Raw genomic sequence first — 12,389 nt, 5'->3', positions numbered from 1 at the left:
CTTGTGGGGTCATGACTTGCGGGGTCTCGCACGCAGGTGCATGCGTTCACCCTGGGGGCCGAACAGGCTGAGCAACTCGACCGGGCCGCCCTCGCCGCCGAACGAGTGCGGCAGCCGGGTGTCGAACTCGGCCGCCTCCCCCGGCTCCAGCACCATCTCGCGGCCGGCGAGGTGCAGGCGCAGGCGTCCGTTCAGCACGTACAGCCAGTCGTAGCCCTCGTGGGTCCGCGGCTCGGGCAGCGGGACCCGCTCGGGCACGAACATCTTGAACGCCTGGACACCGCCGGGACGCCTGGTCAGCGGCAGGACGGTCATGTCGTGCGTCCGGATCGGCCGCGGTCTGATCCGCGGGTCGCCCACGGCCGGGGCGTCGACCAGTTCGTCCAGCGGGACCTGGTGGGCCTGGGCGAGCGGGAGCAGCAGTTCCAGGCTCGGCCGCCGCTTGCCCGACTCCAGCCGCGACAGCGTGCTCACCGAGATGCCGGTGGCCTCCGCGAGCGCGGTCAGCGTGATGTTCCTCTCCTGCCGCAGCCTCCTGAGCCTCGGCCCGACACCGGCCAGGACCTCCTCGGTCGTCTCCATGCCCTCATTGCAGGATCGGCAAAGAAGTTTGTCAAATCCGGAAGACGCCGCGCACGCTCGTGCCATGACCGAACGAGACGTACTGATCATCGGCGGCGGCCCGGCCGGGCTGAGCGGCGCCCTCGTGCTCGCCCGCGCCCGCCGCTCCGTCACCGTCGTCGACGCGGGCGAGCCGCGCAACGCCGGGGTCGACCACATGCACGGCTTCCTCACCCGGGACGGGATGCCGCCCGCGCGCCTGCGGGAGACCGGCCGCACGGAGGTGCGCGGCTACGGCGGCGAGATCGTCGAGGGGACGGTCACCCGCACCGAGGCGGGCCGTCCCGGGGAGGGCTTCGTGCTCACGCTCGCGGACGGCACCAGGTTGCGTGGACGCCGCCTGCTCGTCACCACGGGCGTGACCGACGTCCTGCCGGACGTGCCCGGCCTCCAGGAGAGGTGGGGCCGCGAGGCGCAGATGTGCCCCTACTGCCACGGCTGGGAGGTCCGCGACAGCAGGATCGCCGTGCTGGGGACGTCCCCGAACTCGGTCCACCAGGCGCTGCTGCTGCGCCAGTGGTCGCCGGACGTGACGTTCGTCGCGGACGCTCCCCCGGCCGGCGAGGACGCGGCGCGCCTGGCCGCGCGAGGCGTCTCCGTCGCGCCGAGCGGGGTGCGGCGCGTCGTCGCCGAGGACGACCGGCTGACCGGCCTGGAGCTGGCGGACGGCTCGGTGCTCGGCTGCGACGCCGTGTTCCTCGCGCCGACCTGGGTGCCCAAGGCCGGCCCCCTGACCGACCTCGGCTGCGAGACCGGCGACGACGGCCTCGTCAAGGTCGACCCGACCGGGCGGACCAGCGTGCCCGGCGTGTGGGCGGCGGGCAACGTCGTCGTGCCGTTCGGCCAGGTCGTCATGGCGGCGGCGGCCGGGGCGATGGCGGCCGCGATGATCAACGCCGACCTGGTCGAGGAGGAGGTCGCCCGCGGCCTCGCCGCCTAGTACGACGTCCCGTCGACCCGCGGCGCGTTGCCCTGGCGGCACTGATGAGGGCAACGCGCCGCAGCTGAACGCGCCTAAGCTCGGCGTGTGGTGGACGAGGAGAGGTGGCGGCGGGAGCGGGCGGCACTGAACTCCGCGCGCGGACGGCTCGGCGAGATCGCGGACGGACTGTATCCGGACCTACCGCGCGTCGCGGGGACGCCGCTGCTCTGCCGGGACACCTGGATCCCCGGCGCCCCGATCCCGCTGGAGGAGATCCGGTTGGAGTGGGAGCCCCGTCCCGCGACGCCCGCGATCCAGGCCCCGGCCCACGGGCTGCCGGACGGGTACCGGACGTACGCCGAGGCCGTCGCCGCCCTCGCCCCGCCGAACGTCTTCGAGGATCGCCCGAGCTACCGCCTGATCGCGGCCGATCCACCGGTGCTGCGGCTCGGCCCCGCCCGCTACTTCGACGGCGTCGACGTGGGCGAGTCCGTGGCGCACGAGCTGGCGGCCCGGGAGCCGGGGGAAACCGGGTCGCCGCTGCGCGACCGGATCGGCGACCCGTGCGACTTGGCGCGCCGGCCCGCGCTGCCCGCCGTCACCACGGTCACCGTGACGACGTCCGGGCGGTACGTCCTGCATCGGCGCGACCCCGCGAAGGTCGCGCACGCCGGCGGGCTCCACCAGGTGATGCCGGTCGGGGTGTTCCAGCCGCTCGGCGACGAGCCCCCCGACCTCTGGAAGTGCATGGTCCGCGAGTACGCCGAGGAGTTCCTCGGAGCGGACGAGGACTACGGCGAGGACTTCGTCCAAGATGAGTGGCCCTTCCACCAGGCGATGACCGGCGCACGGAAGGAGGGGCGCATCCGGGCGCACTTCCTGGGGCTCGGCGTCGACCCCCTGACGCTCGCGCTCGACCTGCTGACCGTCGTCGTCATCGACGACGGGCTGTTCGGCGAGCTGTTCGGCGGCCTCGTCGCGGTCAACGACGAGGGCGAGGTGTCGATGGCGCCGTTCGACGGGGCGGTCCCGCGGCCGATGCAGCCGGCCGGTGCCGCCGCGCTGGGCCTGGCGCGGCGGCACCGCACGGCGCTCGGCCTGTGACCGGCGCTCGGGTTCACTCGCGGCTGAGCGAGCGCAGCTCGTCCAGCGCGTCCACGAGGTGGTCGATGATCTCCGACGGGTCGGGGATGAGGTCGCGGCAGGCGACGATGCCGACGTCCACCTTCCCGTCGTAGGAGAACACCGTGATGTTCAGGCCGCCGCTGACGTCGGTGATGACCGAGATCGGGTAGTAGCCGAGGACCTTCGCCCCGCACAGGTACAGCGGGAACTGCGGGCCGGGGACGTTCGAGATGACCAGGTTGACGGGGCGCAGCGACACCGCCGGCGCGGCCTGCATCGCCAGCCGCGTGACCGCCGCGGCGAAGGGCGCCGGGAGCAGCCCGCTCATCTCCTGCACCCAGTTGCTCGTCGTCCCGGTGAACCGCCGCTTCGCGACGTCCATGTCGCGCCGGACGGAGGTGTAGCGGTCGGCGGGGTCGGGGACGTGCGTGGCGAGCGGCGCCGTCATGATCGAGACCTGGTTGCCGGGCTGCGCGGCCGCGACCGCGCCGCGCCGCAGCGACACCGGGACCGCCGCGACCAGCGGGCGCTCGGGCAGCTCGCCGCGCTTGTCGAGCCACTGCCGCAGCGCCGTCGCGCACAGCGCCATGACCACGTCGTTGACGCTGCCGCCGAGGGCGCGCCGGATCTCCTTGATGTCGGCGAGCGGCAGCTCCCCGCAGGCGACGGCGCGGCGCCGCCCGATCGGGTGGTTGAACGGCGTCGGCGGCGCGCTCACCCGCGGCGCCTTCGGCCGCTCCGGACGGCGCAGCGCGCCCTGTACCGCCGACGCCATGAGCCCGACACCAGGGATGGAGGACAGGCCCGGGACGTCGTCCAGGTGGGGGACGGTCCGCGCCGCCGACATCGCCGAGCGCACCGGGTGCAGCGCGGTCCTCAGCAGCCCGGTGCCGAGCATGCTCGCCATCCCGGGCGCGCGGGTCGGCGCGGCGTCGTCGGCGGGCAGGTCGCGCGGCTCGGGCGTCAGGTCGAGCAGCGCGGCGAGCGTCTCGGCGGCCATCACGCCGTCGATGGCCGCGTGGTGCACCTTCACGTAGACGGCCGTCCGGCCGCCCGCGAGACCCTGGATGAGGACCATCTCCCAGAGCGGGCGGGACCGGTCGAGCGGCTGCTCGTGCAGCATCGCGACCAGGTTGGCGAGCTGCCGCTCGGAGCCGGGCTCCGGCAGTCCGAACTCGGAGATGTGCCGCTCGGGCTCGAAGTCGGGATCGTCCTCCCAGTACGGGTGGTCCAGGCCGAACGGCACCTGGACGAGCCGCTGCCGCAGCGGCCGGGCCGCGAGGTGCGCGCGGCTGCGGACCATCTCGGCGACGAGCGGGACGGTGAGGCGGCCGCCGGGGCACGTCCCGGGGTCGACGATGCCGAGCCCCGCGATGTGGGCGTGCGTGGTGGCGTTCTCGGCATGGAGGAAGGTGGCGTCCACGGTGGTCAGCTGGGTCATGCTCTCGTCCGTCCGCTCGTCCTGCGCCCGTCCTTACCTCTCTAGGAGTTATGCGCTCGAAGTCCGTAGGTCAATGAGAGCCGTCAGGAAGTAACAGTGACTTAACGGGGCGTTTCACCCAGTTCATCGGCCACTTTTGGATGCACTGGAAAACATTTGCCCGGGACGCGACCTGATGCGGTCAGAAAACTTCACGATGCCGATCAAGCAGGCAATCTTCCGACGGACCCAAGATCATCGCACTAGGGTGGTGGGCCATGACGGCACGACCACTCTCGGAGATCGTCGAAGCGGGATGGGCGAGCGCGCTGGCCCCCGTCGCCGGGACGATCGCCGCCGCCGGCGACTGGCTGCGCGCCGAGGTCGCCGCCGGGCGGCGCTACCTGCCCGCGGGGAGCCACATCCTGCGCGCCTTCACCCAGCCGTTCGACGACGTGCGCGTCCTCATCATGGGCCAGGACCCCTACCCGACGCCCGGCCACCCGGTGGGTCTCAGCTTCTCGGTGGCCCCGGACGTCCGGCCGCTGCCCGGCAGCCTGATCAACATCTTCCGCGAGTACTGCGACGACCTCGGCCACCCCGAGCCGTCCAACGGTGACCTCTCCCCCTGGACGGAGCAGGGCGTCTGCCTGCTCAACAGGTCGCTGACCGTCATGCCGGGCAAGCCCGGCTCGCACCGCAACAAGGGATGGGAGGAGGTCACCGAGCAGGCCATCCGCGCCCTCGCCGCCCGGAACCGCCCCCTCGTCGCCATCCTGTGGGGCCGCGACGCCCGCAACCTCAAGCCGCTCCTCGGCAACGTCCCCTGCATCGAGTCCCCGCACCCGAGCCCCATGTCGGCCGACCGCGGCTTCTTCGGCTCCCGCCCCTTCTCCCGCGCCAACCAGCTCCTGGAGCAGCAAGGCGCGACTCCGGTCGACTGGAAGTTGCCCTAACTCATTCTTCGGGGAGTTTGCGGAGGAAGAGGGCGAATTCGCCGGCGCCTTCGCCTGCCGCGTCCGGGGAGAGGGGGGTCAGGCGGCGCTCGCCGTGGCTCCAGTAGACGCCGGGGGCGCAGGGGTCGTCGGCGGCGGCGTGCATCTCCCGGACCACGTCGGCGAAGACGGGCAGCACCTCGCGGACGGCCCTGGAGGTGATCGGGTAGAGCAGCAGCGTGCTGTGGCACGGGACGCCGACCAGGGCGCCGTGCTCGTTCGGCCACGGCAGGAACTGGTGGACCTCGCTCAGCAGCGCCGACACGTAGCGGCTGCCGGGCTTGCAGACGACGCGGACGTTGCGGCCGGGCAGGAGCGGCTGGTCGTGCACGGAGACGTCGGCCAGCTCGCGGTCGTGGGTGTTCGTCATCACGTAGCCGAGCTTGTGCAGGCCGAGCAGGCCCGCGCGGGCCTTGGTGAGGGGGCCGCCGTAGCGGGGGTGCTCGATCATCACCATGGCGTCGAAGTGGTCGCCGGCGGGGACGACGACGAGGCCCTCGCGGTCGCGGGGGTCGAGCTTCGGCACGATGCGCAGGCGCAGCAGCTCGCGCACGTCGCCGAACAGCTCCATCTCACCGACGGCGAGGAACGCGCGGTCGCCGACCTCGCGGACCCACTCGTCCACGACCTTCGGCCATGCCGAGCGCGGCTCGCGGGCGCAGCGCTCCAGCACCGTCCAGCTGGAGGCCCGCGCCTCCGACCGGCCCACGGGCAGCACCACTTCGGAGGTGCCGGGATCGAACCAGGCGCTGGGCGCCAGGGCGGGCAGCACGTCGCGGATGAGCGCGTGCACGTCCGCCGCCGCGTCCAACGGTTCCATGGGGCTCATCCTCCCTCAGCCTTCGGCGGATCACGTCGTACACCACCTTCTCAGAGTTGGGCCCGGTTGTGCGATGCATCGCGATCCCCGCCTCGCACTCGCTGATCAGGAGTTGCTCAAGTACGGTGCCTACATGCGCGAACTCGTTTACCCACCGGTGATCAAGACGGCTCTCGGCGTGTTCAAGGCCCTGAACATCAGAATCCGTCTGGAGGGGACCGACCAGATCCCCAGCACCGGTGGGGCGGTGCTCGTCAGCAACCACGTCAGCTACCTCGACTTCATCTTCGCCGGCCTCGCCGCCCACCCCGCGGGCCGGCTGGTGCGGTTCATGGCGAAGAAGGAGATCTTCGACAACCGGGTCGGCGGGCCGCTGATGCGGGGCATGCACCACATCCCGGTGGACCGCAACGCGGGCGCCTCCTCCTACGCGGCGGCGCTGAAGGCGCTGCGGAGCGGGGAGATCGTCGGGGTCTTCGCCGAGGCGACGATCAGCCGCTCCTTCACGGTGAAGGAGATCAAGAGCGGCGCGGTGCGCATGGCGGTGGCGTCCAAGACGCCGCTCATCCCGGTCGCGCTCTGGGGTCCGCAGCGGATGTGGACGAAGGGCCGCAAGCGCCGGCTCCTCCAGCGCAACGTGCCGGTGACGATCCTCGTCGGCGAGCCGATGTACCCCAAGCGCGGCGACGACTACGAGCAGGTCACCCGGGACCTGCAAGCCCGGATGGCGGAGCTGCTGGAGCGCGCTCAGCGCGAGTACCCCGAGGTCCCGAGCTCGGACGAGACGTGGTGGCAGCCCGCCTACCTCGGCGGCACGGCCCCCACGCCGGAGGAGGCCGAGAAGCTCGACCTCGAGGAGGCCGAGGCGCGCAAGGCCGCCCGCGCCGAACGCGAAGCAGGGGAGGGCGGCGCCTGACCCGCCGTGTCCGGCCCACCGCCGTGTCCGACCGATCTCCAGACCCGACGCGCGGCGCGCCCGACTAATTGGGTGGACGCGGCACGCCGGCGGGCGTGATCATCGATGTCATGACCATGTCGCAGGAGAGGCCGCAGGAGGTCCTGCATCTGATCGAGCCGCTGGAGGGCGCCGAAGCGCCGGAGCCCGCGCTGCCCGTGGTCTTCAACCTGTCGGACAACAACTCCCCCGCCGACGTGATGGACGTGCTGTCGCTGCGCCCGTTCGCGTCCGGGGAGCAGCCGTGGTCGCGTTCGACGCGGCTGGAGAACGTCCGGGCGGAGGCGCCGCTGCGCCCGGACGAGGCGAGGCTCGTGCGGGTCGCGCACGAGAAGGGCAAGGAGTCGGTGCTCGCCGAGGGTGAGGGCTGGACGCTGCTGTCCAACCGCTGGAAGAGCGGCGTCGCCTACGTCGCGGTGTCCGCCGTGACCGACGAGCTGGCCGAGGCGGTCCTCGCGGAGTCGGTGAAGGACGCGACCGAGCCGCCCAAGGTGGACGAGACCAGCGTCGAGATGGGCTTCTGGCACATGGGGACGCACGGCCCCGTGCGCAGCGAGCGGGCCATCACCGCCGACTCCTGGGACGACATCCGCGGCAACTACACCGCACCGGTCGCCGGGGCGCTCGACGAGGTGATGAAGCTCACCGGCGAGGAGGTCTCCGGACGGCTGCTGCTCCTGCACGGCCCGCCCGGCACCGGCAAGACCACCGCGCTGCGCGCACTCGCCCGCGCCTGGAACGGCTGGTGCCAGTCCGACTGCGTCCTCGACCCGGAGGCGCTGTTCGGCACGCCCAGCTACCTGATGGAGGTCGCGGTCGGCGACGACGAGGACGAGAACCGCCGCTGGCGGCTGCTCATCCTGGAGGACTGCGACGAGCTGATCCGCGGCGAGGCCAAGCAGTCGACGGGCCAGGGCCTGTCGAGGCTGCTGAACCTCACCGACGGCATGCTCGGCCAGGGCCGGGACGTGCTGGTGGCCATCACCACCAACGAGGACCTCGCCATGCTGCACCCGGCGGTGGTCCGTCCCGGCCGCTGCCTCGCCCAGATCGAGGTGGGGCGGCTCACCCGCGCGGAGTCGCTCTCCTGGCTGGAGGGCTCGGACGTCGCCGCCGCGGAGATCGGCGCCGAGGGCGCGACCCTCGCCGAACTCGCGGCGCTCCGCAAGGGCGAGAAGCGCCCCGAGGGCCAGGACGCTCCCACCACCGACACGGGCTTCTACCTCTGAACCGCCGTCCGCGCCGGCTCCCGCGCTAGGCCGCCTTGCGGAGGGCCTGGTCGATGTCGGCCCAGAGGTCGTCCGGGTGTTCGAGCCCGACCGACAGGCGCACGAGTCCCTCACCGATGCCCGCTGCGGCGAGGGACTCGGCGTCCAACTGCCGGTGCGACGTGCTGGCCGGGTGCATGGTCAGGGTCGCGATGTCGCCGAGCGACGGGCCGAGCGAGACGAGCTCGACGGCCTCGGAGAAGATCCGGCCCGCGTCCCGGCCGCCGTGCAGCTCGAACGACAGGACGCCGCCGGCGCCGTCCGGCAGGAGCCGCCGGGCGATCTCGTGCTGCGGGTGGTCCTCCAGCCCCGGGTAGTGCACGCGCGCGACGGCCGGGTGGCCGGTCAGGCGGCGGGCCAGGTCGAGCGCGGACTCGCTCTGCCTGGCGACGCGCAGCGGCATCGTGGCGAGCCCCCGGACGGTCAGCCAGGAGCCGAACGGGTCCGGAGTGGAGCCCAGTTCGATGGCGTGCTCCCAGACACGCTGGTGGACGGACCTGTCGGCGAAGACCGCGGCGCCGCCGATGGTGTCGCCGTGGCCGCCGAGGTACTTCGTCGTCGAGTGGACGACGATGTCCACGCCGTGCTCGATGGGCCTGCACAGGAGCGGGACGAAGGTGTTGTCGACGACGGTCAGCACGCCCGTCCCGCGGACGGCCTCGGTGAACGCGGGCAGGTCCGTCACGTGGGTGGTCGGGTTGGCGACCGTCTCCAGGTAGAGGAGCCGCGTGGTGTCGCGCAGCGCGTCCCGCACCTCGGCCGGGTCGTCGCCGGAGACGAACGTGACCTCGACGCCCCACCGCGCGGCGAGGTCCTGGAGCAGCGCGTGGGTGCCGCCGTAGAGGGCGGCCTGCGCGATGACGTGGTCGCCGCTCCGCAGCAGCCCTGTCAGCACGGCGTTGACCGCGCCCATGCCCGAGGCGGTGGCGAGCGTCCCCGATCCGCCTTCCAGTTCGGTGAGCGCCCGTTCCAGGGCGCGGACGGTCGGGTTGGCCATCCGGGCGTAGAAGAACGCCTCGTCGGGGCCCTGGAACGCGGCGGCCAGCTCGTCGGAGGCGTCGAAGGAGAACAGGTGGCCCTGGTAGATCGGCACGCCGAGCGGACGGCTGCCCTCGGGGACGATCACGGGCGGGTGGACGGCTCGGGTCTGCGGGTGATGTCCGGTCATGTCCTCCAGCCTGCGCCGGGATCGGCGCGGCGGAAACGGCCAATCGCGACCAGTGGCCCGGACGGCACCGGAACGAACGGCCGGCCGAAGGGTGCGTCCCTTGCCGGCCGGTACGGTCTCGCCACCGGCCCGCCCACCCCGCGAGGGCGGACCGGTGGTCGAGGTCGTCCCGGTCGGGGGAGGTTCGGCGTCCCTCGGCCGGTGACTCGATCATCGCTCGGCGGGGGCCTCCCCCGCCATCCGTGGGACCACCGGCATTTCGGCGGGCGAACCCCGTACCCGCGGGCCGCGTACTACGGGGTGGCCCGGGCGAACAGCCGCCTGTACATCCGCCGCAGACCGTGGAGATCACTGACAGGCTCGGCGAACTCGACCCGCACGTCGACCGGCGGGTGCGCTCCCGGATGCGCGGAGCGGCGCAGCCACATGCCGTACCGGTCGAGCCCGAGCGGCCGGACCGGCCCGGACGGGACCGACTCCGGAAGCAGCCGCGGCAGCTCGTCCCGGTGGGCGGAGTCCAGGTGCGTCAGTATGCCCGCCTCCACGGCGACGAACGGGTCCGGCGCGGCGGCCGCGTACTCCTCGGGCTCCAGGATGGCGCTCCCCCAGGCGTCGTCGACCTCGGCCTGGGCGACCTCCAGGGTGAGGATCGTCCACTCGCGCCGGCCGCCCCCGTCGGCGGCGAGGTCGAGCAGTTCGGGGCGCGGGTGGGCGTGCGAGAGGCGCAGCGCGGCGGCGCGCAGTCCGCCGTCCGGCACCTCGGACAGCCAGCCGTGCAGCCAGGCCCGCCCCCGGACGCGGTCCGGCAGCGGAACCGGTGCGACGTCGGAGATCCGCAGGGTGGCGGGCACGTCGTCCTCGTCCGCCAGGGCCATGACGATCGGCGCGTCCGCCCTGACGAGCAGCAGCGGCCTGCCGTCCCGGTCGGTCGTGTGCGCCGGGACGGACGCGTGGGGGACGCCGGGCACGACGAGCACGCCGTCCGCGATGCCGTAGGCGAGGGTCCGCGCGCGCTCCGCCGCCGTGGGTTCCCGCCGCCGTCGCCTGGCCTTCCGCGCTGTCTGCGTGCTCTGGGTGGACTCCGCTCGCGGCACCGTGACTCCTTGACGTAGAAGGTTAGGCTTGCCTAACTTAGGCTTACCTAACCACCAAGGAGCGTGATGAACAACCCCCGTCCCAAGGTGCGGCTCTCGCGGGCTCTCGGCATCCCGCTGACGCCGAAGAGCGTGAAGTACTTCGAGGCCCGCCCCTACCCGCCCGGCGTGCACGGCCGCGCCCGCAAGCAGGAGAGCGACTACAAGGTCCGGCTCCGCGAGAAGCAGCGGCTGCGCGCGCAGTACGACGTCCGCGAGGCGCAGCTCCGCAACGCCTTCGACAAGGCGGCCCGGACGGGCGGCAAGACCGGCGAGGCCCTGCTCGTCGACCTCGAACGCCGGCTGGACGCGCTCGTCCTGCGCGCCGGTTTCGCTCGGACGATCTACCAGGCCCGCCAGTTCGTCGTGCACCGCCACGTGCTGGTGAACGGCGGCCGCGTGGACCGCCCCTCCTACCGGCTGCGGCCCGGCGACGTCATCACGGTCGCCGACCGGAGCCGCGAGATGGTCCCCTTCCAGGTCGCGGCGGCCGGCGGGCACGCCGCCGAGGTTCCGCCCTACCTGGAGGTCCGGCACGACGCGCTCGCCGCCCGGCTCGTCCGCCTGCCCGAGCGCGCCGAGATCCCCGTCATCTGCGACGAGCAACTCGTCGTCGAGTACTACTCCCGCTAGTGCGGCCCCCGCCGAGGTCCCCCGGCGCGACGACCCGCGGCTGTGTTTCTGGCAGTCCCGGCCCACTTCGCTCGCCTTGCGGCTCGCTACGTGACCGTGCCTGGGCGAACGCGGCATCGCTTCGCGATCCGCCCGGTGCCGCTCGCCTCCGGCTTCGCCGCACCGGCCAGGTCACGCGTTCGCGCGCGTGGCCGAGGTCACTTCGGGACAGGTCCTAGGCGGGTGCGAACGCGCAGGCGCCCCGCACGGCTTTCGTGCGGGGCGCCCTGGGCGTTGCTGTGCGGGTTCAGTTCTTCGGCTTGTCGCTCTTCTCCGCCTTCGGCGACTTCGACGCGCCACCGCCCGGGACGGTCGGCAGTTGCTGGTTCTGCTGCTGGTTCTTGTTCTCGTCGTTGACGCCCGACGGGTACTGCCGGGTGATCTTCCACTGCCCGTCGATCTTGGCGAGGGCCAGCCGGAGCAGCGTCGCGGGCTGGTTGACGGCGCCGTCCTTGGTCTTCAGGGAGACGTCCATCATGATCACCGCGCTGGCGAACCGCTCGTCGACGCTCCCCACGAAGACCTGGTTGGTCTTGGAGGTCAGCATCACGGTGGGGTCGGCCTGGAACGCCCCCGCCACGGTCGGCACCGTGTTCTTCTTGTACTCCTCCAGCAGGTCGCCGGCGAGGAGCTTCTGCGCCTTGGCGGTCACCGCCTGGTAGTTCGAGGCGTTGTAGTTGTAGGCGACGTCGCCGTAGTCGGAGGCGACCTTGCTCACGGCCTCCCGCTCGTCCTGCTCGGACGACAGGGAACTCGCGCTCGTCCACTGCCAGATCGCCAGGCTCGCCAGCAGCGCGACCAGGACGACCACCACGACCGCCTGCACCATGCTGAGACCGAAGATCCCCGGCCGGTCGCCGGCCGGGGCCGCGGCGCGAGGGCGGGCCGCGGCCTTCTTCGGCGCCTCCTCCTCCGCCTCGTCCTCCGGGGGTTCGAGGCGGCTCGGACGCGGCTTGGGCTCGGCGGGGGCAGCGGGGGCGGGCTCGGCCGCCGCCTTGGCCGGACGGGCGGGACGGGCCGGGGCCTCCTCCGCCTCCTGCCGCGCCTCCTCGTCTTCGGCGTCGAGCGCCTCCAGCACCTCGTCGAGGTCCTCGTCGTCGATGACCTCGATGACCCGCACCCGGCGCTTGCGCCTGGCGGCGGGCTTGGCCGCCGGCTCCGCGGCCCCGGTCCCGCCCGACGCGGTCTCGCCCGTCTCGGTCATACCGGTCTCGGTCTCTTCGCGCGTCTCCTCGGCCGGGACCGCCTCGACCTCGTCGGCCTCGCCTTTTGTGGTCTTGGCTGTCACTT

The 12,389-nt window shown here is 72.8% G+C and carries 12 protein-coding genes; 6 read left to right on the top strand and 6 right to left on the bottom strand.

The window, feature by feature from the left end; genetic code table 11:
* Positions 1-9: 9 nt before the first annotated feature.
* Positions 10-582 carry a helix-turn-helix domain-containing protein gene (locus tag FKD65_RS32460; RefSeq protein ID WP_141582011.1) on the bottom strand — a complete coding sequence of 191 codons (573 nt, stop codon included), beginning with the start codon at positions 580-582 and terminating at the stop codon, positions 10-12.
* A gap of 64 nt (positions 583-646) precedes the next feature.
* Here FKD65_RS32460 and FKD65_RS32455 point away from each other — a divergent pair, with 64 nt between their 5' ends.
* Positions 647-1,561, top strand: coding sequence for an NAD(P)/FAD-dependent oxidoreductase (locus FKD65_RS32455; RefSeq protein ID WP_141582009.1), 915 nt, complete (start codon positions 647-649; stop codon positions 1,559-1,561).
* Positions 1,562-1,651: 90 nt separating this feature from the next.
* Entirely contained in the window at positions 1,652-2,647 is a 996-nt protein-coding gene (locus tag FKD65_RS32450) for a transcriptional regulator (protein ID WP_141582007.1), read from the top strand.
* Positions 2,648-2,660: 13 nt separating this feature from the next.
* Here the strand turns inward: FKD65_RS32450 and FKD65_RS32445 are convergent, their stop codons facing one another.
* Complete coding sequence (locus FKD65_RS32445; RefSeq protein WP_141582004.1) at positions 2,661-4,109, bottom strand: wax ester/triacylglycerol synthase family O-acyltransferase; 1,449 nt, start codon at positions 4,107-4,109, stop codon at positions 2,661-2,663.
* Positions 4,110-4,366: 257 nt separating this feature from the next.
* Here FKD65_RS32445 and FKD65_RS32440 point away from each other — a divergent pair, with 257 nt between their 5' ends.
* Positions 4,367-5,044: a uracil-DNA glycosylase gene (locus tag FKD65_RS32440; protein ID WP_141582002.1), complete on the top strand. Its 678-nt coding sequence runs from the start codon at positions 4,367-4,369 to the stop codon at positions 5,042-5,044.
* Position 5,045: 1 nt separating this feature from the next.
* Here FKD65_RS32440 and FKD65_RS32435 read toward each other — a convergent pair whose 3' ends face one another.
* Positions 5,046-5,903 carry a hypothetical protein gene (locus FKD65_RS32435; protein ID WP_141582000.1) on the bottom strand — a complete coding sequence of 286 codons (858 nt, stop codon included), beginning with the start codon at positions 5,901-5,903 and terminating at the stop codon, positions 5,046-5,048.
* A 133-nt stretch (positions 5,904-6,036) separates the two neighbouring features.
* Between FKD65_RS32435 and FKD65_RS32430 the strand changes: the two genes are divergently transcribed.
* Positions 6,037-6,819: a 1-acyl-sn-glycerol-3-phosphate acyltransferase gene (locus FKD65_RS32430; RefSeq protein WP_141581998.1), complete on the top strand. Its 783-nt coding sequence runs from the start codon at positions 6,037-6,039 to the stop codon at positions 6,817-6,819.
* A gap of 110 nt (positions 6,820-6,929) precedes the next feature.
* A complete protein-coding gene (locus FKD65_RS32425; protein WP_368367150.1) occupies positions 6,930-8,087 on the top strand; it encodes a DUF5925 domain-containing protein in 1,158 nt (385 codons plus the stop codon).
* A 25-nt stretch (positions 8,088-8,112) separates the two neighbouring features.
* Here FKD65_RS32425 and FKD65_RS32420 read toward each other — a convergent pair whose 3' ends face one another.
* Both FKD65_RS32420 and FKD65_RS32415 read right to left on the bottom strand, forming a co-directional pair.
* Positions 8,113-9,294, bottom strand: coding sequence for a PLP-dependent aspartate aminotransferase family protein (locus tag FKD65_RS32420; protein ID WP_141581996.1), 1,182 nt, complete (start codon positions 9,292-9,294; stop codon positions 8,113-8,115).
* 293 nt (positions 9,295-9,587) lie between these two features.
* The gene (locus FKD65_RS32415) at positions 9,588-10,388 is read right to left on the bottom strand and encodes a DUF2470 domain-containing protein (protein ID WP_141581993.1); all 801 of its coding nucleotides are present in this window, start codon (positions 10,386-10,388) and stop codon (positions 9,588-9,590) included.
* Between the two features lie 66 nt (positions 10,389-10,454).
* Here FKD65_RS32415 and rpsD point away from each other — a divergent pair, with 66 nt between their 5' ends.
* Positions 10,455-11,060 (top strand): 30S ribosomal protein S4, encoded by a 606-nt coding sequence (gene rpsD / locus FKD65_RS32410; RefSeq protein ID WP_141581991.1) that lies wholly within the window; start codon positions 10,455-10,457, stop codon positions 11,058-11,060.
* Between the two features lie 286 nt (positions 11,061-11,346).
* On the opposite strand, the gene FKD65_RS32405 is transcribed toward rpsD, so the two are convergent.
* On the bottom strand, positions 11,347-12,387 hold the full coding sequence (locus FKD65_RS32405) for a hypothetical protein (RefSeq protein WP_141581989.1): 1,041 nt from the start codon (positions 12,385-12,387) through the stop codon (positions 11,347-11,349).
* Positions 12,388-12,389: the final 2 nt, after the last annotated feature.

The sequence above is a fragment of the Actinomadura sp. WMMA1423 genome (assembly GCF_006547145.1).
Lineage (GTDB): Bacteria > Actinomycetota > Actinomycetes > Streptosporangiales > Streptosporangiaceae > Spirillospora.
Note: the sequence above shows the minus strand (reverse complement) of the source record. Positions and strands in the feature narration are given on the sequence as shown.

Coding starts and splice junctions, on each gene's coding strand:
- rpsD (WP_141581991.1), top strand. CDS start 10,455: ATGAACAACCCCCGTCCCAAGGTGCGGCTCTCGCGGGCTCTCGGCATC.
- FKD65_RS32430 (WP_141581998.1), top strand. CDS start 6,037: ATGCGCGAACTCGTTTACCCACCGGTGATCAAGACGGCTCTCGGCGTG.
- FKD65_RS32435 (WP_141582000.1), bottom strand. CDS start 5,903: ATGGAACCGTTGGACGCGGCGGCGGACGTGCACGCGCTCATCCGCGAC.
- FKD65_RS32460 (WP_141582011.1), bottom strand. CDS start 582: ATGGAGACGACCGAGGAGGTCCTGGCCGGTGTCGGGCCGAGGCTCAGG.
- FKD65_RS32440 (WP_141582002.1), top strand. CDS start 4,367: ATGACGGCACGACCACTCTCGGAGATCGTCGAAGCGGGATGGGCGAGC.
- FKD65_RS32455 (WP_141582009.1), top strand. CDS start 647: ATGACCGAACGAGACGTACTGATCATCGGCGGCGGCCCGGCCGGGCTG.
- FKD65_RS32445 (WP_141582004.1), bottom strand. CDS start 4,109: ATGACCCAGCTGACCACCGTGGACGCCACCTTCCTCCATGCCGAGAAC.
- FKD65_RS32425 (WP_368367150.1), top strand. CDS start 6,930: ATGACCATGTCGCAGGAGAGGCCGCAGGAGGTCCTGCATCTGATCGAG.
- FKD65_RS32420 (WP_141581996.1), bottom strand. CDS start 9,294: ATGACCGGACATCACCCGCAGACCCGAGCCGTCCACCCGCCCGTGATC.